A 20,577-nucleotide genomic window follows, 5' to 3' on the forward strand; every position below is an offset into this window, starting at 1 on the left:
AGTCTTACTAACGATCGCTTCGAAGATTTCCGTGCATTTCCGCGTAGATTTTTAAAGTTTGCTTGAATATTGCAACATCTTCAGAGTCTTCAAAATCAATAAAATTTGGACTTCCACAATACAGCCGTTCGTTCAACTTTAGGCATATTCCTCCACGGCCGTTCCACACCTCTTCAATAAACGATATCGGAATATCGATAGATCTATATCCATTCTGATCAAGGCGAATTTCATTTTCTGAATTATGGACCCATTCAAATCGCCATTCTATCTTGTTATTCGCTATTGGAGCAGGGTATACATTCACTTTTCCACCAGAAGGAATATATTTCTTTAACTTCAGATACATTGCCCTAGTTTTATTATCGACCATTCTCTTTTCAACCTCTTCAAATGTCATAAACTGATTGCCAAATTCCGTTCGATACGGGAAACTATATTGTCGCCGATCTCTATCTAGGCAAACACCGACAAGATTTATAGACGGTTCAACATTTATTGCTACAACAAGATTGCCAGAAACTTCAATCGGTACGACTTGAACATCTATTTTAGGGGAGATAATTTCAGAAATGTGTGTATGGACTGTCTTTCTGATTTCTTCAACATTTATGCCGGGAACAAAGCCCGAAGCAACTTTCTTTACTCCATCGGTTTTTTCCGCCACGCCAATTAGCAAAGTTCCACCAAATGTATTGGCGAAAGCTGCCAAATCAATAGCAAAATCTTCTGATTTTTTAGGGCTGAAATATTGCTTATAATCCCAATGAATACTTTCTGATGTCTCACCCAAACGAATGAGTCCTTCAAAATCCTGTGCTGTTTTAAATGGTCTGTAAAGCATCGTCTGACTTTTCTCCAATCACCCCATCTCCTCCAAACACAGTGTCGCATTTGCCAACTGTTGTGTCCAGAATGCATGAGCCATACCATTTTTATATGTCTGTTTCTGCATTCTTATTTGTTTTATATTCCTTATTGAGGTTGCTCGCAAATCATCAAATGCTGTTTGCATAGTTTGGTTAGTAATTTTATCCAAATAGCAAGCAGGAATTAAATGGGCCATTAAACGCCCTGGTTCACTATCCGGGCGAGCATCGTTAGCTATGAAAGATTGTTCCGAAGCAGGAATTGCAAACAAGTCTTTCAAATGAAGAGAATTCAAAACAACAAAACCCTTTTGGTGCGGCAATTCTCCCACAGGGATTTTGCAATCTTCAATTAGCAATAATTTTCCATCATCTTTAAGCAACCGTTTTAAATCTTTAAAAAGAGGAATCCATCTGTTATGAGGAATTTCGTGTAAAACATTACACATCAAAATTAAATCAAACGATTTATCGTCCCTCTTTGTCCGTAACGCTTCCATTGTGTTAAAATATCGAATTTCCGCATCACTATAGAAACATCCGATATTTTTAATACAAGTATTTTTATTTGCGTCATACTCATCAAATGCAACATAATCCAACATTTCTGTATTTATTCTTGAATTCTCTGACAAATTGGAAATCATTCGACCTTTCCCAGCACCATAATCAAGCAAGGAAATTTTTTCCTTACCGCCAGACCATATACTTTCAAGAATTTCTTTTAATTGTCCAAATTGCGGATCTGTTACGTCAGAATCTGCTACACCAGGAGGCAAAAGACATTCAAAAGCAAATCGGTTCGTAGCAAACTCATCCGGAAGATCTATGAACGAATGAAGGCGTTGAATATTTTCTTCATTGCCTAAAAGACCTTCTAAGACTTGTTCCGGTTTTCTGCCTGAATACGAGACCGATCCATCTTTAACATACCAAATACACGACGGATCAAAATGCGAGAGCAGGGCTATTGAATGGGTCGCAATCCAAATTTGTCCCTCAGGGTTCAACTCTCTGATTTTGTCTATCATTTCAATTACTGCTGATGGATGAAGATGTTTTTCAGGTTCGTCCATTACAAGAATATAATCAGAAATTTTAGCCCCTTGTGCATAAATTGCTACGCATAATTGCAAAAGTATTTTTTGGCCATCTGATAATTGCGCTTGTGCAATTGGTTTATCAAAAAGCGTTACTTCCCCATCTGCGTTTCTATCCAATGAAACTTCAAGAAAGCGTTTTACAATACCTTGTAATCGATTTAAATCTTCATTCGCGCGTTCTTTTTCACCATTTTCTCCGTGAAAATGCTGATGAGAAGTATTCCAATATCGATCATAGACATTTTGAATTAAAGAAAGAGATGACTCATATAGATTATGGCATCCCAACGCCTCTGCTTTTTTAGCATTTTGCTTCCATTCATATTGCGGCAAATTACGCCAATCTTTCAATTCTACACGTTTAGGCACATAATCAACTATTTTAATAGTTTCATTTTCCGATAATCCAATATCAATGGGAAAGGGCTTTTTATATTCTGATTCATAGTAACCTTTTTTCTGTGTTAAATTATCTATCTGTTCTTTTAATGCGACAAGGTCGTCTTTCTTTTCAGGGATCCGACTACATTGATCAAACATCTGCTGTAAATTTTGCACACTTAGAGCAGCATCCGTTATTTCTCTAGATAAATTTCGTCTCCTCGCAAAATAATTTTGCCGGTCATTCGCTTGTTGTCGTAACAGTTGCAAAACTCTCGATTTACCAGAGCCATTTTTACCAGCCAACAAAACAACATTGCCCAATTTGGACATTTTAAAAGCTTTTAAGCCCAACCTATCTTTTTCGTCGATATATTCTGTATTAAATTCTGTAATTTTCATACAGTCCTCCTTATTTCACTCGCCATTGACCGATGAGGAGTTTTTGCATCAAGCCTTGTTTCTGCTTTTTGTAGTTTTCGAGGATTTCCTGCAAAACAGCCATTTCCTTTTTTGTAGTTTGAACAAACTGCGCGATTTTCTTTTGCTCTTTTATATCTATTGGCAATCGTAACTTTGCTGACAAGAACTTTTTATTTGTTATGTTAATAGTATTTTTAGCGCCCTTTTGAGCGACCGGATGCAAGTAGTTATTCGCATTTATAGGACTAGAAAAATAGAAGTCCAATATTGCACCTAATTCAAAAGTTTTTGGAGTGAATACGCCATAAAGCGGAGACACAATCACATCTTCTTTAACTAGGCTCTGCTTTACTATTCCCAACGGAAAATCGCCTGTCGGACTTTTGGTGTAAACAATATCGCCATAGTGGACACGATTATAATTAGAAGTATCTTTAGCGGCGAATGATCGTCCCAAATGTTCGATCTGATTTACTAAGCCCTTGTGAACGGAAACAGAAAATACTTCTTCTTTGCCAGTACTTTTATCTCCATGTTCATTTAACACATCAGACAAGGCAATGGTGGACCAGTTCTCATTTTGTCTTTGTTCAGTCCGTCCAAAAAGTTCCTTGCCATATTCCGTTAGTAACGACTCCTTCGCGTCAATGAGTTTTTCCATTTTTTCAATGGCGGAGTCCCAGACCGAAAGCGTCGCTGCAATCTTCTTCTGCTCTTCAATCGGTGGCAAAAGGAAACTAAATGATGCTATTTGCTGGAAATTCAAGCCTTGTCTTCCGCCGCCAACTGATAATAATTCTATTTGTTTTTGAACATCTTTTGACAAAATAAGATTACATACATAACAAGCGTCAGCGCATTCTTTCAACCTTATTATGCAAACATGCTGATTCACATTTGCCGTTTTCACTGTTGCAGGGACAACGCAAGAACGACCAATAGATGCACCTGTAATATTCAATAAAATGTCGTTTGGATGAACCCATGTCCCTTTCATTTTACTATGCTGTTCATCTGAAATAAAGGCTACATCATTTAAATCAAGAAAACCGTTTAAAACATTCTGGCTTCTAATAATGGGAATTCCTGCGTTAAGATAAACTTCTCTTCCGCCTTTCGGAGTAGAGCCACTACCTATCTTATTGCAGATTTCACCTAACTTTATTTTTTTCCATCCATTAGGCAAACTCATTCGTCAGCCTCCTCGTTTACAAACAAATTTTTGAGATTTTCAATTTGTTCTATCTTTTCAATCATCTGTTTTAACGTAAAAATACTCGGCAAAGGCACGTCATGTTTTTGATTTACTCGTTTTAGGCAAGTTTCTTTTAAATCATCCAAAAACTTTTTCTCTTTTTTTAAATCATAATCCTTGGGAATATTCAAATAACGATGTTCCATTATTTGGAGTATTTCATGCTTCTTATAACTTTCAAGCAAACAGAAATTATCAACAAATTTTTTTACATCTACCATAAACCACTGGAAATCCGTTTCAGAGTGAGATATGTGCTGAATAGTATTACAAGCCTGGTTAAAAGCGTTGATATCCTCAGATGTCAAATCCTTGAAAAATTGAGATTCACTTTTTGCAAAAATATTTGTTCTTTCGTTGAAAATCGCTAGCAACCGATTTCTAAAAGAGTCCAGCAAAACTTTATCGTTTTCTTCAAGAGAATAATTTCGCACTAATGAATCAATGCTTATAATTTTTCCAAACTCTATTGCGTCAGAATGATTGTCTAAATATTGGTTCAATAATTGTTTGGCGTCAATGTTTACAGATGCTTCTTTTGCCACCAAATTCAAAATAGCAAAAAGTTTCATTAGTAAAGTTGGATCTTTAATCAGTTTTTCATTATCATTGTTCTCGCAATTCAACGATTCCTTTATTGCATTATAACATTCCGTCGCTTGTTCATCAGACAAGCTCCACCACGATTCACACATCAAACCAATCAAATATATTGGTCTCCCTGCAAACCAACTAGATGAACGGATATCATTAAAGGTTTTTTCTCTATCAAAATAATTCAGCATTAACCATTCCCGCATTGGGAATTCATCAATAGTATAAAAACTATAACATACCTTTACAAAACAATGCCAATTTGATAAAGAATTTTCCTTTGACGGAAATTCATGATTTTGCAATTTTAGGCCAGTCCAAGCAGGTCGGTTGTCACCGATTGTATTGGCATCTAAAATTCCAATAGTTGCGCCATACTTCATTATTAGAAAATAACGAAGAAAACGTTTAAGATAGCCCAATTCTTTTGATTTTGGAGAAAGAATTAATTCACCTAAAGTTGGTGCAAAATAACAACATAAATGATTAAAGTCTTTTATTGTTTGTTTTAATGCACGATAATTTCGATTAGGCATTTTCAGGACATATTCTTTCATCTGTTCTTGATCAAATCTATTCTGTTCCGATTGTTGTAAGGATAAGTCTTCTTCTATTTTTGAATATTTATTTTTTGCATTATCAAAAGCTGAAAACATTTCATATAGTATGCCCCGATTTTCCCACCATGCATTCTTTATTTTGGAATCAATTTCAAGGCATCCATTTTCAGGATTTAGCCATGCATTTACAACATCTTCTACAGACGTTTGTATTTGAAATTCTTTGCCAATGACCTTTTCTTTGGTGCTGGACAAATGATGAAGTGTAGATTTGTCTTCCTGACATTTTTGCGCTTCTTCCCATTTATCTTTGTCAGCGAGTAAAATGCAAGGAACATGTAGATGCTCTACATATTCGTTCAAATAGCCCAACAATTCAGGAAGTGGCATATCAGCACGTTCGACATCATCGAAAATGACAATCAACCTTTTCTTTTTATTTTTTATTTCATCGATAAAATCAGATGTAAATACATCTTTGTTCTTTTTTCTAGAGAAAAATTTTTTGAAAAAATTGCCAAGAGCGTTTCCTGTCGCAACCCCTGCTGGAACGGCATATGGAGCCACAGAACCTACCGTGGCTATTGTTGTCGTTGCGGCAATTGCTGTACCAACAGCTATTCCCGCCAAGTTACTCACTAGCGAAATTGCATCTGGCAAATATTCAAAATTTTTTGAATTTATTTTCGGATGTAGAATTCGTTCAATATTTTCATTTATATCATCACGATTTTTTGCTCCAAATAGGCTGACATAAACAACCGTATATTTCTCAAAGCCAGTCAACCAATCAAATATTTTAACAACATCTTTTCCCGCTGCACCATTTTTTTCTAGGAACTGTCTAATAAAATATGTCTTGCCAGAGCCCCAACAGCCTGTAATCAACACAGCATAGTCGGGAGACTGCTCCTTGTTCAGGTAGTAGTCTAAGAATTCTTCAATGTGCTTGTTGCTATTCTCCATCTCCGCCCCCAAATAAGTCTAGCGTTTCTGAATCTTTTTTCTTTTTTGTGCTGTATTTTGCCTTTTTCTCCGAAACATGCTGTAAAGGCGGAATAGTCTTCGCTAGTTCAATGATATTGTCTTCTATTTTTATGGGGATGCATCCTTTTTCTATAAGTGCTTTGTTAGCATTTTTTTCGTCTGCACCGGGCTCGCGGATAAAAATCTTCCTACCGCGTTTCAGACCTTCCATAACGCCAGACCACGTGCCACCACCATTATTCGATTCTGCAACATAGATTTCATCGGCCATGCCATAAATCAGCGTGTTTCTGTCCATCGCTAACCAAGTGGACCAAGGCATTTTCGGGGCATACGCACTTACCACCAGCACTTTGCCTTCTACGATTTGCCTGTAGTACTGCTTAAAACCGATCGAGAAAGTCAATATTCCTTGCGGCAATACGATTATGCTAGAGCCTTCCGCTTTGACAGCAGCATCCAATGCTTCGCGATCGACACCCTTGGCAAAGCCGCTTACAACAACCTTGCCTTCTTCGGCAACTTTTTTTGAAATTTTTCGAGTGAAGTCAATTGAAATTTCACTGGCTGCGCGGGCACCGACAACGGCTGCTGTCGGCTGGTTCAACAAAGCGATGTTCCCCTTTGCATAAAGCAAAACAGGGCAACCGTTCATTTTCAGGTTCTTCTTAAGTGTCTGCGGGAATTCTGGCGACATGGAAGGAATTAGCGAATACCCCTGATTGATTAGGTTTTCTGCCATAAAGGCGTTATTGGGCAGCTGTTCTTTTGCTCTCGAAAGGGCGTCAATATCCTTGATATCAAGACCGAGTTCGGAATTCCACTCAGATTCGTTCAGACCAAAAAAGTCAATAACCGTCTTTTTTTGCTTATGGCACCAGCTGAGTATATCGTTTTTTACCGCAGTCTTGATTGCAGCGTGGGCAAGGGCCATCCAGTAGGCATATTCGTTCAGATTGTTCATAAATCGCCTCCAACGGTTTTAGCGATAACTACCGGAGTTATGGTTGCAGCACCTTTTTCTTTCAACATTTTTGCAATCTCGTTCAATGTCGCACCACTATCATAGATATCATCTAGCAAAAGAACGTTTTTCCCTTCGAGTATTTCGGGCGAATCGAAGTCGAACGCATCTTCCACATTTTTTCTTTTCAAAATAGCATTCTGGGGAATCTTCTGTGCCGTTGTCTGTCTCATCTTTTTAAGATTATGGCATACGGGAACGCCCAACAATTCGCCAACTTTTACAGCCAAGTTCTTGACCAGGTCACCCGATTCAGTCGGCGGGACATAAAGCAGCATATCTATCTTGTTGCCCATCATCTTCTTTTGGATCATTCGCGCCATTCGCCGAACGATATCATCCGGGAAATCTCCCGCACCTTCGTATTTGCAATTATGCACTATCTGGCCTATTTCGCCATCTTCTAGGGAATAATTAGCCAACGCAAATCCAAGCTCAAGTTTGGAGGATTTCTTCTTTGCTATTTCCGGAAAATAGTCCTGCTTGAAATTACGCAGCTGGAGCCAAGTCTCTTCGGAATAGCGTTTTGGCATATAGTCCACCAGATTGGTGTTATCACAATTTTTAGAAGGTACCGTTATCGTGTCACCGAGATACTTGCGGAGATAATCCATGCGGGGAGCCGATGTTTCGATATAGCCCATCATGGCGTCCAAATCGTTCATCTTGGATTGACGAAGTTCCTCAAAAGATCTTGTATCAAGTTCAGGTGCGTCAAACCGATATTCGTATTTACCTTTTTCATTGCGCACGGCGATTTTCTGTTCGAGCAAGTCAGCAAGAATTGTCCTTACGGGAGTCTGCCTCATATTCAATTCGCGCATTACGTCCCGTTCGCCAAGGGGAGCATTTTTCAAGGCGTTTATAACGCGTCCGTAATCTGCCGTTTTGGGTTTTGCTCCGTTGATAAAACTGAGGGGCAACATTTTGTCGTAAGGAACTCCGTCTTTATCCACATTCTCGTTGTAAAACAGAATGATGTCTGAAGGCTTGCCGTCACGACCAGCACGACCGATTTCTTGGTAATAATGAATTGGGGACTGCGGCATCTGCGTATGGATGATGAATCGGATATCCGGCTTGTCTATGCCCATACCCAAAGCATTCGTTGCGACAATAGCCTTCCAGCGGTTTTCTTTAAGCCCCTGTTCTATCCGAATCCGGTCTTCGCCCTCCAAAGAGGCGTTATACATTTCAGCATTTATTCCTACAAACTTCAACCAGTCCGCATATATTTGCGTGTTGACGCGAGTTCCCGTATAAATAAGGCCAGAACCATCGCAATGCTGCAAGTATTCTGCAATGCGGATTTTCTTTTCGTTTTCCGATTTGACTTTAACAACAAACAGGCGAAGATTCTCTCGCAGGAGGTTGCCGCGCAAGACAGTCATGTTCTTGCCGATTTGCTCCTGGATATCGTTCTGGACACGCTCCGTCGCTGTTGCCGTCACAGCCAACACAGGGACGTTTTCAGGCAAGATTCTAACAAGGTCAACAATACGTCGAAAATCCGGGCGAAAATCATGCCCCCATTGCGAAATGCAATGAGCCTCATCAACAACGACCATGGCCACCTTGATTTCACGAACGGTTTCCTGCCATGAGAGGTTGCCTTGGCGTTCGGGAGCAATATAGAGAATCTTTATATTTCCATTCTTTGCATCTTCAAGAATCTGTTCGTTTTCTTCGGGAGTCTGGTTCGAGTTGATGCACTTAGCGACAATTCCTTTCTCATTGAGTGAATTCACTTGGTCACGCATCAAGGCAATCAATGGGGAAAAGACAATTGTGAGGCCATCAAGTTGTGTTGCCGGGAACTGGTAACAGAGAGACTTGCCAAAGCCAGTCTTTTGAATCATCAAGACGCGTTCATTATTTAAAATTTTTTTAATCGCCGCCCACTGTGCGTCGTAAAAATGGGCGAATCCAAAGATTTCCTTTAACTTTTGCTCAGCTTCTTGACGGTTCATTTTTTACTCCCATATTTTTTACCCAATGGCCATTTTTTCGCAAAAAGCCCAAACTTTTGGTTAAACGTATCGAATTCGGTACGTTTAAAACAGATGTCATCTGGTGAAGTCACAAATTGTGACTTCATGATCACCATATTGCCAATGCCGGCAAAATGGTCCCCAAATGTTTTGTTGACGCCAACAAGACATTCTCTTTTTTCGCACACAACCATCATGCTCTTTACACCTTCTCCAAAATATCAGCGATAAACTTGGAATCCAACAATTCAAAAGCAAAGCACTTCTTGCCCAAATCCTTCAGCGATGCTCCAATATGGTACAAAATTTTCCCGTCAATGATCATAAAACGGTCATGCATCTTTTCTGTATATTTCAAATCAAGTTGCGGATACTGCTCGTTGAATTTCTTCACATCCTGCTCTTTCAATTTTGCCTTTGAAGACGTGTAAATCTTTACCGTGACTCCTTCTTTTTTCGTCACGAGCCGTTCAAGAACAGACAAGTCAACATAGCCATCAATCAACACAATTTCTTTTTTTGCTTGAGCAATAAAATTTTCAAATTTTGCATACGCATCGAAAATTTGGCCTTGAAAAAAGATTCCTTGGGTATTATCAATTGAATATTTGTCCATTCGGCAAAACAGCTCGTTTATTTTCTTGTCTGATTCAACCTGACGCATTTCAAGTGAATCAAGGCGGTTAAAAACCTGTGCATTTGCCAACAAGAACTTCCGCATGGCAACAAAGGCTTTCATAATCTGGACACTAGCTTTCACTGCCGTTTCACTTTTCAACACCGCAGAAAGCATCGCGACGCCCTGCTCGGTAAAAACATAGGGCATATATTTAATGTTCGAACCACGTTTTTTTTCAATGTTCAAGGTCGCAAATTGCGACCTTGAACGATTATCGAAAGGCAATGCCGTTGTTTGCGACATTAAATCCTGAAGTTCTACAACTGACAGCTGGAAACAGAATTCTTTCGGAAAACGCTCAATATTACGTTTGACTTGCTCATTCAAACGTTTAGTTTCAACGCCATACAATTCTGCTATATCGCGGTCAATCATCACCTGTTGACCACGCACAGCAACAATTTTGTTCTGTATTACGGAGATTTCGTTTTCCATTTTCTCCTATCCCCGCTTAATCTCCTTCAGTTTTTGGGCCATCTGCTTACGGACTTCGGCGAGTTCCTTTTCAAGACGGTCGATATCCTTCTGCACCGCATCCACATCTATCGGGGCTTCTTCTTCGAAGGTATCCACGTAGCGCGGAATATTCAGGTTGTAGTCGTTTTCCTTGATTTCGTCGAGGGTCGCCACGTAACTGTACTTTTCTTCACCGCCAAAACTCAAATCTTCAAGATACGTCTTGTAGGTTTCTACAATTTTTTCAACATCCTGTTCTCGGAGAGCATTCTGATTCTTTCCCTTTTCGTAATGCTCGTCGCCGCTGGCATCGATAAACAGCACGCGATTGCTGGCACCACGACTTTTGCGGAATACTAGAATGCACGCAGGAATACTCGTTCCATAGAACAGGTTCGCCGGGAGTCCGATAACCGCATCCAAGAAGTTGAACTTCTCGATAATCGTCTGGCGAATCTTACCCTCGCTTGCACCACGGAACAGCACGCCATGCGGAAGCACAATGCCCATACGGCCCGTCGCGTCATCGAGGCTATGGAGGAAATGCATCACGAAGGCGTAATCACCCTTGGATGTCGGCGGAACGCCCCAGTCAAAACGCTTATACGGATCGAGGTCGGCGGACATTTTCGCCTTCTTGTCGTTCTCGGACGCATCGCCCAAGAAGCCGCTATCCCATTTGTCCAAGGAGAAGGGCGGATTGGCCACGATGCATTGGAATTTCATCAAGTGATCGTTTTCGATATTGCCTGGATTTGAGAGTGTGTCGCCCTGCCAAATCACGGCATCGTCAACTCCGTGCAAGAACATGTTCATGCGGCAGAGAGCCCAAGTCTGCATGTTCTGTTCCTGGCCGTAAATACGAGCCTTGCGGTTCTTGATTTGCGCAAATGCCTTGAGCAGCAAGCCTCCGCTTCCGCAGGTGCCGTCGTAAATGCGGTCGTTTTCCTTGGGCTTCACCAAGCGCGCGACAAGTTCAGAAACCTTGTTCGGGGTGTAGAATTCGCCGCCTTTCTTGCCCGCATCCGATGCAAAGTTTGCAATCATGTATTCGTAGGCATCGCCGATAATATCGGCATTGTCCAACTGCGACGGGCGCAAGTCAAGGTCATTAAAATCTTCAAGAAGGTTTTTTAATACGGCATTTTTTTCCTTAACATCACCAAGATTCACTGACGAATTGTAATCAATCGCCCGAAACACATTATGCAACTTTGCGCTATTACTGTTCTCAATTGCGGCTAATGCCACATTAATCTTTTCTCCAATTTTATTATCGTTTCTGTTCTTATACAGATAATCAAATGTAGAGGCTTCGTCCAATACAAAGCGCTCTCGGCTCATGGCGCGCGCCACTCGCTGCTTGTCGCCCTTGTACTGTTTCTCGTATTTCTCTCGGGTTTCCTTATATACATCGCTCAGATACTTCACGAAAAGCATCGGCAGAATATATTCCATGTAAAGCGAACTATTGATTTTCCCGCGGAAACTGTCGCATGCGTTCCAGAGGACTTTTTCGATGTTTTGTTTTGTCGTCATTGCTATTTTCCTTTACTTAAACTTTTGTACGCATTGACCATTATCGCCATGTTCAATTCCGCTTTCGCCCTCGCGAGTTCCGAAAGCAGGGCCTGTTCCCTTTCCGAAAGCTTCAGGATTGCACCGATCAACCGCTGCTTTTCTAGCGGGATGATGTCGATTTTCAAATCGTTGAAGAAACTGGAATTGATTGTGCCGAACGCGATGGTTCCGCTTACATTCTGGTAGATTTGCTTCAACGTGGATTGCTGGCGCAAAATCCACAGCACATAAGCAGGATCCACCTTCGACTTGTCAACTCGGATGATAGCGAAATGCGACGGCACCACATAGCTGGTCGATTCATTGCTGACCAAGGCCGCCGTGTAGGGGGCACTAAGACGAACCAGGATGTCGTCCTGCTGGGTCAAAAACTCCTGTTTCAGTTCGTCGTTGGCGGCGTAGGGTTCGGCAAGGCCCACGTCCAAGACGCCTGGCTCCTTGATGCAGCGCAGGCTGAGCAGGCGATATTCCCGAAAATCGCCGTTTTCGGGCCCTTTTGCCTGTTTTCGGGCCGTAACCAACCCTGTTCTTATATTCGAAACTTCCTTTAAAAACATTTTGCAACGGTTGTTTTGTGATTACGCAATGGTAATATAAGTTAATTCGGTCAAGAATGCAATAGTTTTTTTGAAGATTTTTTTGTTATGGAGGATTTGTGATTTATTTTGGGGCGATTGTAGCGAAAGTCTAACGCATTCCCCCACCAATTTATAAAAATCACTCCAGAAACATAGCCATGTAATACGGCAGTGTAACCATCTTGCCTGCAACACCGATGTTGTTTTCGGAAAGCTTGTAGCAAACCTTGGCTGCGTAGTTATCGTTATTCAAAACGGTCTTTGCCGACTTGGAACGTCCCGTTGTCGCCTTGACTTCAATAATGGCGAGTTCGCCGCCGACATTTTCTACAAAGTCAATTTCTAGCCCGGATTCTTTGCGGAAGTAGAACAGCTTGCGGCCTTGTTTAGAGAAACAATCTGCGATGATGTTCTCGTAGATGGCGCCTTTATAGAATCCCAAATCACCGCTTAAAATCTTGGCCGCGGTGCCGCGTTCCAGCATGGCGACAAACAGGCCGGAATCCTGCACATAAATCTTAAACGTATTCTCGATCTTGTAGCCTTCAAGGGGTTCTGCGATGTTGGTCAGGTTGTGGCAAATGTTGATTATGCCGCAGTCGTAGAGCCATTGGATTGCGGTTTGGTAATTTTCGGAACGGCCTTTCTTTTCTAGTTGCGAATAAACAAACTTGTTATTTTCCTTCGCAAGTTGGGCGGGAATTGAATCAAAAACGCGATTGATGCGGCCAAGAAGCGTGCGGTCGATTTCCTCATTTTCGTTCTCGTCAAGGTGCTTGCCAAAATCATCCTTGTATTCTTCGAGAATGTCCTGCTGTTCCTGCCAAACAACGTTCATGTCGTTCGTCTCGACAAATCGAGAAACGACATAAGGGAGCCCGCCTACACAAAGGTATTCCTTGAAATAGCGGAGCATGGCGTTGTGCGTCGCCTCGCTTACGGGTTCTTTTTTCTCGTAGCAGTCCTTCAGGTATGCGATGACGTTTTCGCCAATGCCCTTTGCCCACAGAAATTCCTCGAAATCCATGGGTTTCATATAAATTATTCTTTCAAAACCGGTTGGGACGCCTTTCCCTTTTTTACGATTGTATCCTTTAATGCCTAGCAGGGAACCGGTACAGATGACGTCGTAGCGACCGTCTTCCATAAAAGGCTTAATGCTTGCGCGGGCGTTTGCACATTCCTGAATTTCATCGAAGATGATGACGGTCTTGTTCTCGACAAAATGCGCATTAGGGAAAAGCGCGGAAAGGTCTATGGTAATCCGGCTCACGTTCAGGTCGCCCTCGAAAACCTTCTTCGCATTTTCATTTTCCTTAAAGTTGATATAGACGACGCTCTCGTAGTTGCTGCGGGCGAATTCCAGGACACTGGATGTCTTGCCGATTTGACGCATTCCCTTAACGACCAGGGCCTTCTGTTTGCCCCCCGAAATCTTCCAATTTTCAAATTCTTTAAGGATTTTTCTCTTGAACATACCCTAAAACTACACTTTTCCGACCGAATCGTCAATAATGAAACGCACTTTTTCAACCGAATTAGTGCATTAAAGTCGCACTTTTTCCACCGAAAAAGTGAAAATTTGCCGATTTTACGTAAATTTCGTCAATTTTAGTCAGCGAATCTGATGACCCCGCGCTGTTTCTCCGAGCCATCGGCCACATCGCGAGAAGCAAGGGAATGTCGCAGATAGCTGAAAAGACAGGACTCGGCCGTGAAAGTCTTTACAAGGCTTTAGACGAAAAAGCCCATCCGCGCTTTGAAACAATTTTCAAGGTGTTAAACGCCATGGGAATCCAGATGACGCTTGACCCTAAAATGAGGCTCAGAAAACGCAGCAAACAAACAGAACTTTGCGTCGCCGAGAAAAGGGCGCTATATAGGGTGTAGAGTTTTATCGGGGGTTTTAGGGGCCGGGCCCCTAGGCGAAAGGGTAGCGGAAAACGCCGAAGGCGGTTGAAGCGAGGGGAAGGCTTTCCCCTTTGTATAATCAGGACTAGATTCTTCGACTTCGCCCTACGGGCTCCGCTCAGAATGACACGTTTAGCCCCTAACGCTGTACTCCAGGGTGACAATCGGGACAGTATTATTTGCCGAAACGCAAGCCAAATGCTACATTTGCGCGCACCGCCAGATGTCGTATTTCTGGGGAACCGGGCGAGAACCGCCCACAAAAAGGATTAATTATGTCTCAAATCGAACTCACCTTCCCCGATGGCTCCGTACGTTCCGTAGCATCGGGCACCACCGGCCTCGAAATTGCGAAGGGCATTTCCGAAGGTCTTGCACGCAAGGCTCTTGGCGTTAAACTCGGCGAAAAGGTTTTGGACCTTACCCGTCCGCTCACCGAAAGCGGTTCCATCCGCATCATCACCCCGAGCAACGACGATCCGGATGCATTGATGCTCCTCCGTCACAGCTGCAGCCACGTGCTCGCCGAAGCCATCTGCGACTTGTTTCCGGGCACAAAGCTCGCTTACGGTCCGGCAATCGACAAGGGTTTCTACTACGATTTGATGACACCGACTCCGCTCAAGGAAGAAGACTTCCCGAAGATTGAAAAGCGGATGAAGGAAATCATCAAGGAAGACCGTCCGTTCACTCGTTGCGAAGTTAGCGCCGAAGAAGGCCTCGCTCGCACGGAAGGCGACAAGTACAAGCACGATAACGCTGAACGTGCTCTCGCTCGCGAAGGTTCGGATGGCAAGTTGAGTTTTTATGTAACGGGCGAACCGGGCAAGAACTGGGAAGACCTCTGTGCCGGTCCTCACGTGCCATCTACGGGCAAGCTTAAGGCTTTCAAGGTGCTTTCGATTTCCGGTGCTTACTGGCACGGCGACCAGAAGAGCGACCAGCTCACTCGTGTTTACGGTACCTGCTTTGCTGACAAGGAAGGTCTCGAAACTTACGTGAAGTTGCTCGAAGAAGCCGCCAAGCGCGACCACCGCAAGATCGGCAAGGAAATGGACCTCTACCACATCGAAGACCATTCTCCTGGCATGGTGTTCTGGCACCCGAAGGGTACCAAGATGGTGAACGCCCTCAAGGATTACATCCGTGGCAAGATCGACCATCGCGGCTACCTCGAAGTGATCACTCCGGAAATTGTGAACAAGACTTTGTGGATCAAGTCCGGTCACGCTGACAAGTACAACGAAAACATGTTCAAGACGATGGCTGGCGATGTCGAAATGGCTGTGAAGCCGATGAACTGCCCGTGCCACATTTTGATTTTCAATTCTCAGCTCCGTAGCTGGCGTGACCTCCCGATGCGCCTTGCCGAATTCGGTAAGTGCCATCGTTACGAACCTGCCGGTACGATGCACGGCCTTATGCGCGTGCGTGGCTTTGTGCAGGACGATGCTCATATCTTCTGCACCGAAGACCAGATTGCAAGCGAAGTGGCTGACTTCTGCCACTTGGTCAAGGAAATCTACCACGACTTCGGATTTGACGATGTGAAGGTGAAGTTCTCGACCCGCCCGGCAAAGCGCGTGGGTTCTGACGAAATCTGGGACAAGGCTGAAGCCGCTCTCGCCGAAGCAACAAAGCTTGCTGGTCTTGACTACGTGCTGAACCCGGGTGAAGGTGCCTTCTACGGCCCGAAGCTCGAATTCACGCTCAAGGATAGCCTCGGACGTGATTGGCAGTGCGGTACGATTCAGGTGGACTTCAACTTGCCGCAGCGCCTTGGTGCTGAATATGTCGGCAAGGACAACCAGAAGCACATTCCGGTGATGCTGCACCGCGCCGCCGTGGGTTCCATCGAACGCTTCCTCGGCATTTTGATCGAAGAATTCATGGGCGATTTCCCGCTGTGGCTCGCTCCGGTTCAGGCCCGCGTGCTCCCGATTTCCGAGAAGTTCGTGGATTACGCCAAGAAGGTGCAGGACGAACTCGTGGCTGCCGGCGTGCGTACTGAAATCGACGAATCCAACGAAAAGTTGGGTTACAAGATCCGCCAGTGCGAACTCCAGAAGGTTCCGTATCTCCTCATTGTAGGCGAAAAGGAAGCTGCAGAAGGTCTTGTTTCTGTCCGTAAGCGTAAGGATGGCGACAAGGGCCAGATGAGTGTCCAGGCATTCATCGACATGACTGCCGATGACCGCAAGGTTGTGCGCTAGTCGATTACCGAATACTATTCGCTAACGCAGGTTCCTCGTGAGCCTGCGTTTTTTTTGTGTTTGTCTGCAATATTATTTCTATGGTATTTCAACCATCTGGGTAGGGATTGCAGTCGGCTTTACGAGTATGGTTCTAGCCTTGCAAAATGAAAATATTTTTCTGGATAAACTTACAGGCCTGTTCAATCGTTATTATTTGGACCGAATTTCGCGCGAACTGATGGTGCACCCGAAACTTGCAATAATGATGATTGATATGAATGGATTCAAGGGGATTAATGATAACTTTGGTCATTCAGAAGGTGATGATGCCTTGGTCTCGAATAGCGTTGATGAAATTATGGAAGTTATTGACGCCCGCATGTACGAAGACAAAAAATCGTATTACGAATCCACGGGACACGACCGACGTAGACGTTGACGATAAAATTGCTTAGAAAAATGCCAGGATGCGTATTGCTCCTGGCGATGATTTTATTCTTCCTTGACGAACATGTCCTTGCCGACACCGCAAATGGGGCAGGTCCAATCATCGGGGATGTCTTCGAATGCTGTGCCGGGGGCGATACCGCTATCCGGGTCGCCGACTGCAGGGTCGTAAACGTAACCGCAAGCTTCGCATTTGTATTTTGCCATAGTATTTTCTCCTTGCTGAAAAACTCTTATCTAATCTATATAATAAGTTTCAAAAAGAGTGAGGCGCGATGAAAATTATTTTTAAGTCGTGCGAAAAATGCGAAATTTTTTATATTCGCGATATGGAACTTTTGACTCGAATCTACATTGCCGATATTTCTGCGTTGAAAGAGACATCCGTTTTTGAGCGTTTTTTGGGGCAAGTTCCCGAATATCGTCAAAAAAAGGCAATGTCGTTTAAGTTCCCTAAGGGCAAAATGCAATCGCTTGGCGTTGGCCTTTTGCTTAAGCAGGCATGTCGCGATGCTGGGTTTGATGGGGCGGACAATCATATTGCGTATGGCGAAAACGGCAAGCCGTATTTGCTGGATTTCCCGGATGTGCATTTTAATTTGTCGCATTCGGGCGAGCGCGTGATGTGCGTGATTTCGCCGTTCGAAGTCGGCTGCGATGTGGAAATTATCAAGGGCGACCGTGGCAAGCTCGCCGAGCGTTTTTTCAAGCCCGAAGAATCCGCATGGATCAAGCATTTCGAAACGCTTGAGGCGCAGTCCGAGGCGTTTTACAGACTGTGGACGCTCAAGGAATGTTATATGAAAGTAACGGGTCGAGGCTTGTCGCTCATGCCGGATATGTTTGCGTTGCACATGGACGAGCGCGAAAATGTTTTGCTATTTCACGGTGGTGACCGCTTAGAATATTCATTCCGGGAAATCGACCTGCACGACGGCTACCGCTATGCCTATTGCATCAAAAACGACGGCTTTATAGCTCCGTCCGAAATAAAGTGTGTGGATTTGCAGTAGCAGCAAACTTTCTACAGCTTACTAACCACCAACCACTAATCACTAACCACTCTAATGTAATCGACGAGCATTTCGTTCGGGAACTGCGAATCGTCTACTTCAAAACCGGGCCAGCTGCCTGCCACGGCGACATTTAGGATAAAGAATTGCGGTTTGTGGAACGCTTCTAGGCCGTCCTTTGCGCTCTCGATGTCAATTTCCTGATATTTGAATTCGTCAACGTACATCGCAATGAGCTTCTCGTTCCACACCATCTTGTACGTGTGAAACTGCGTGATGTCGAGTTCTTTGCTTGTTCCGTAGTAGTCTTTTGTGTTGTTGCCGTAGCTTGCGTGATTGCCGTTGTATTGCCAGTGGTGCGTTCCGTAGACAATGTTTTCGTCGTTGATGGTTTCGATGATGTCAATTTCGCCACAGGCGGGCCAGCTCACTTCGTTGATGTTTTGTCCGAGCATCCAAAATGCAGGCCAGATTCCCTTGCCGGTCGGGAGTGCAATGCGCGCTTCTACGGTGCCGTAAGTAAAGGCGAACTTGTCTTTGGTTATCATGCGCGCGGACGTGTACTTTTGGCCTTCGTAGTCCTCTTTTTGGGCGCGAATGTGCAAGACGCCGTCCTTGATGTAGGCGTTCTCTTTACGGCTTGTGTAATATTCCCATTCGTTGTTGCCCCAGCCGCCTGCGCCCGTTCCGATTTCGAAAGTCCATTTGCTTGTGTCAATTGTCTCGCCGTCGAATTCATCATGCCAGAGGTATTGTGCGGCGGGCTCTGCGCTGCTTGAAGAAGTTGTTTCGGCACTGCTGGAAGATTCAATTGTCATGCTGCTTGAAGATGCCGCGGAGCTTTTGATTACGCTTTCGCTAGAGCTCGAAAGGAGATTCCCGCTCGAGGCGGGAATGACATATGCCGATGGTGACGCATCATCGGAACATGCTGCCAAAGCGACGATTGAGGCGGCACATCCCATTACAACAAATTTATATACCATAAAACCAACCCCTTACTTTTCTAATTACTTTGCGTCTGGATCTTCCGGGTGGACACGTGCAATCACGCCAACTGTGGCTCGCGTTGCCTTAACCAAGTCCGCTGGCGCCACTTTCAACTGCAAACCACGTTCGCCTGCGCTCACGTAAATGTACGGGAACTGCATCGCTGTTTCGTGAATGAAAATGGGGTAGTTCTTTTTGAGTCCGAGTGGGCTGCAACCGCCACGAATGTAACCCGTCAGCGGAGTCAAATCCTTGAGCGGGACGGTGTCGATTTTCTTGTTGCCGCTTACTTTGGCGGCGCCCTTCAAGTCCACTTCGAGATTGCCTGGAACAACGCAAATAAGGTAACCAATCTTGTCTCCATGCACGAGAATCGTCTTGAAAACCTGATTGATGTCTTCGCCCAGGCTGTCGGCCACGTGCTGTGCGCCAAGGTCATTTTCGTCAACCTTGTATGGGATTAGTTCGTATTGAATCTTCTGCCTGTCCAAAATGCGGGCGGCATTAGTCTTTTTGATGTCCATAAATTCCTCAAAAACGGGTGTTTTGCCCTTGAATATTCCAATTTCAAATATAAATCTTTGAGGGTGCCGGTTGCAATAGTCCTTAGTGAAAGCTAAATTAAAATAGTCTAGTTGTATGGTGTTTCGGTGGAGAAGGAGTATTCTATGGACGTAATGAAGATTGACTATGACTTGTTCAAGAAAATCTTGAAAGAGATTCCATCGAATATTTTCTTCAAGGACACCGAATGCCGCTACGTTTTTTCGACGCATTACTGGCGCCACCTTCAAGGGGCCGAGGACCCGTCGTGGGATATTGCCGGCAAGACCGACCTGGAAATCCGCAAGGATAAGGAAAATGCAAAACTCGCGATGGAACAGGATCGCGAAATTCTCCGTACAGGCAAGGGAACGCAGTACGTCATTGAAATCAATCAGGATGGTGTGACTGAATTTTTGGAACTCATCAAGAATCCGGTTCGCGATGACGATGGCAATATTATTGGTATTGTCGGTCTTATCAACAATGTGACCGAAAAAGTCTTGCTCGAAAAGAAACTCGAAAAGTATGCCCACACCGACATGCTCACGGGCTTGTACAACCGTAATTATTTCGAAGAGTGGGTTTCGAGTCCTGTAAAGCCAGAGATGTGCCCGATGTGCGTGATTTCTGCGGACTGCGACGGTTTAAAGAAAACGAACGATACGTACGGACATGCTATCGGCGATGAACTGATTCGCCTGACGGCATCGCTGTTCCGCGTGGTGCTCCCGGAAAAAGCAATGATGTTTCGCGTGGGTGGTGACGAGTTCTTCCTTGTGCTCCCGAATACGACGCAAGATGAATGCAAAAAATATATCGATAACATGAATGAAGTTTCTCGTGCGTTGCTTTTGAAGGGCAAGCCGATTTGCGTTTCTTTGGGTTCTTGCGAAATTCCGTCGCCATCGCTCAACTTTATGCAGGCTATGGAAATTGCGGATAAGCGAATGTACATGGAAAAGAGTACAAAGTACTCTGAACCGAAAGAGTAGAA

Annotated in this window: 19 protein-coding genes; 5 read left to right on the forward strand and 14 right to left on the reverse strand. The window is 43.9% G+C overall.

Annotated features, from left to right (window positions below; genetic code table 11):
- Nucleotides 1–7: 7 nt before the first annotated feature.
- The 11 genes from B3A20_RS07120 to B3A20_RS07170 all read right to left on the reverse strand — a co-directional run bounded on the left by B3A20_RS07120 (nt 8) and on the right by B3A20_RS07170 (nt 13,958).
- A complete protein-coding gene (locus tag B3A20_RS07120) occupies nt 8–862 on the reverse strand; it encodes a helix-turn-helix domain-containing protein (RefSeq protein WP_290763161.1) in 855 nt (284 codons plus the stop codon).
- A complete protein-coding gene (locus B3A20_RS07125; protein ID WP_290763163.1) occupies nt 863–2,755 on the reverse strand; it encodes an AAA family ATPase in 1,893 nt (630 codons plus the stop codon). It lies immediately after the preceding gene.
- Nucleotides 2,756–2,765: 10 nt separating this feature from the next.
- A complete protein-coding gene (locus tag B3A20_RS07130) occupies nt 2,766–3,968 on the reverse strand; it encodes a restriction endonuclease subunit S (protein ID WP_290763165.1) in 1,203 nt (400 codons plus the stop codon).
- Complete coding sequence (locus B3A20_RS07135) at nt 3,965–6,151, reverse strand: P-loop NTPase fold protein (RefSeq protein WP_290763167.1); 2,187 nt, start codon at nt 6,149–6,151, stop codon at nt 3,965–3,967. The genes B3A20_RS07130 and B3A20_RS07135 overlap by 4 nt, the downstream gene beginning before the upstream one ends.
- Nucleotides 6,141–7,136, reverse strand: coding sequence for a DNA-processing protein DprA (locus B3A20_RS07140; RefSeq protein ID WP_290763169.1), 996 nt, complete (start codon nt 7,134–7,136; stop codon nt 6,141–6,143). The genes B3A20_RS07135 and B3A20_RS07140 overlap by 11 nt, the downstream gene beginning before the upstream one ends.
- Nucleotides 7,133–9,166 carry a RecQ family ATP-dependent DNA helicase gene (locus tag B3A20_RS07145; protein WP_290763171.1) on the reverse strand — a complete coding sequence of 678 codons (2,034 nt, stop codon included), beginning with the start codon at nt 9,164–9,166 and terminating at the stop codon, nt 7,133–7,135. Before B3A20_RS07145 ends, B3A20_RS07140 begins: the two co-directional genes overlap by 4 nt.
- A complete protein-coding gene (locus B3A20_RS07150; protein WP_290763173.1) occupies nt 9,163–9,384 on the reverse strand; it encodes a hypothetical protein in 222 nt (73 codons plus the stop codon). The genes B3A20_RS07145 and B3A20_RS07150 overlap by 4 nt, the downstream gene beginning before the upstream one ends.
- Before the next feature lie 5 nt (nt 9,385–9,389).
- A complete protein-coding gene (locus B3A20_RS07155) occupies nt 9,390–10,301 on the reverse strand; it encodes an ORF6N domain-containing protein (protein ID WP_290763175.1) in 912 nt (303 codons plus the stop codon).
- Nucleotides 10,302–10,307: 6 nt separating this feature from the next.
- A complete protein-coding gene (locus B3A20_RS07160; protein ID WP_290763177.1) occupies nt 10,308–11,861 on the reverse strand; it encodes a type I restriction-modification system subunit M in 1,554 nt (517 codons plus the stop codon).
- A 2-nt stretch (nt 11,862–11,863) separates the two neighbouring features.
- Nucleotides 11,864–12,460: a restriction endonuclease subunit S gene (locus B3A20_RS07165; protein WP_290763179.1), complete on the reverse strand. Its 597-nt coding sequence runs from the start codon at nt 12,458–12,460 to the stop codon at nt 11,864–11,866.
- A 160-nt stretch (nt 12,461–12,620) separates the two neighbouring features.
- Nucleotides 12,621–13,958, reverse strand: a complete 1,338-nt coding sequence (locus B3A20_RS07170; RefSeq protein WP_290763180.1) for an ATP-binding protein — start codon at nt 13,956–13,958, stop codon at nt 12,621–12,623.
- Nucleotides 13,959–14,089: 131 nt separating this feature from the next.
- Here B3A20_RS07170 and B3A20_RS07175 point away from each other — a divergent pair, with 131 nt between their 5' ends.
- From B3A20_RS07175 to B3A20_RS07185, 3 genes are all read left to right on the forward strand, one after another.
- A complete protein-coding gene (locus tag B3A20_RS07175) occupies nt 14,090–14,371 on the forward strand; it encodes an addiction module antidote protein (RefSeq protein ID WP_290763270.1) in 282 nt (93 codons plus the stop codon).
- A gap of 296 nt (nt 14,372–14,667) precedes the next feature.
- On the forward strand, nt 14,668–16,605 hold the full coding sequence (gene thrS, locus B3A20_RS07180) for a threonine--tRNA ligase (RefSeq protein ID WP_290763182.1): 1,938 nt from the start codon (nt 14,668–14,670) through the stop codon (nt 16,603–16,605).
- A gap of 127 nt (nt 16,606–16,732) precedes the next feature.
- Nucleotides 16,733–17,026 (forward strand): diguanylate cyclase domain-containing protein, encoded by a 294-nt coding sequence (locus tag B3A20_RS07185; protein ID WP_290763184.1) that lies wholly within the window; start codon nt 16,733–16,735, stop codon nt 17,024–17,026.
- A gap of 53 nt (nt 17,027–17,079) precedes the next feature.
- Here B3A20_RS07185 and rd read toward each other — a convergent pair whose 3' ends face one another.
- Nucleotides 17,080–17,241: a rubredoxin gene (rd, locus tag B3A20_RS07190; RefSeq protein WP_290763186.1), complete on the reverse strand. Its 162-nt coding sequence runs from the start codon at nt 17,239–17,241 to the stop codon at nt 17,080–17,082.
- 68 nt (nt 17,242–17,309) lie between these two features.
- Here rd and B3A20_RS07195 point away from each other — a divergent pair, with 68 nt between their 5' ends.
- Entirely contained in the window at nt 17,310–18,047 is a 738-nt protein-coding gene (locus B3A20_RS07195) for a 4'-phosphopantetheinyl transferase family protein (protein ID WP_290763187.1), read from the forward strand.
- Nucleotides 18,048–18,082: 35 nt separating this feature from the next.
- Here the strand turns inward: B3A20_RS07195 and B3A20_RS07200 are convergent, their stop codons facing one another.
- Nucleotides 18,083–19,033 carry a glycoside hydrolase family 16 protein gene (locus tag B3A20_RS07200; RefSeq protein WP_290763189.1) on the reverse strand — a complete coding sequence of 317 codons (951 nt, stop codon included), beginning with the start codon at nt 19,031–19,033 and terminating at the stop codon, nt 18,083–18,085.
- 24 nt (nt 19,034–19,057) lie between these two features.
- Nucleotides 19,058–19,561, reverse strand: coding sequence for a Cys-tRNA(Pro) deacylase (ybaK, locus tag B3A20_RS07205; RefSeq protein ID WP_014546744.1), 504 nt, complete (start codon nt 19,559–19,561; stop codon nt 19,058–19,060).
- 144 nt (nt 19,562–19,705) lie between these two features.
- On the opposite strand from ybaK, the gene B3A20_RS07210 reads away from it, so the two are divergent.
- The gene (locus tag B3A20_RS07210) at nt 19,706–20,575 is read left to right on the forward strand and encodes a sensor domain-containing diguanylate cyclase (RefSeq protein ID WP_290763192.1); all 870 of its coding nucleotides are present in this window, start codon (nt 19,706–19,708) and stop codon (nt 20,573–20,575) included.
- Nucleotides 20,576–20,577: the final 2 nt, after the last annotated feature.

This window comes from Fibrobacter sp. UBA4297, assembly GCF_002394865.1.
Classification (GTDB): domain Bacteria; phylum Fibrobacterota; class Fibrobacteria; order Fibrobacterales; family Fibrobacteraceae; genus Fibrobacter.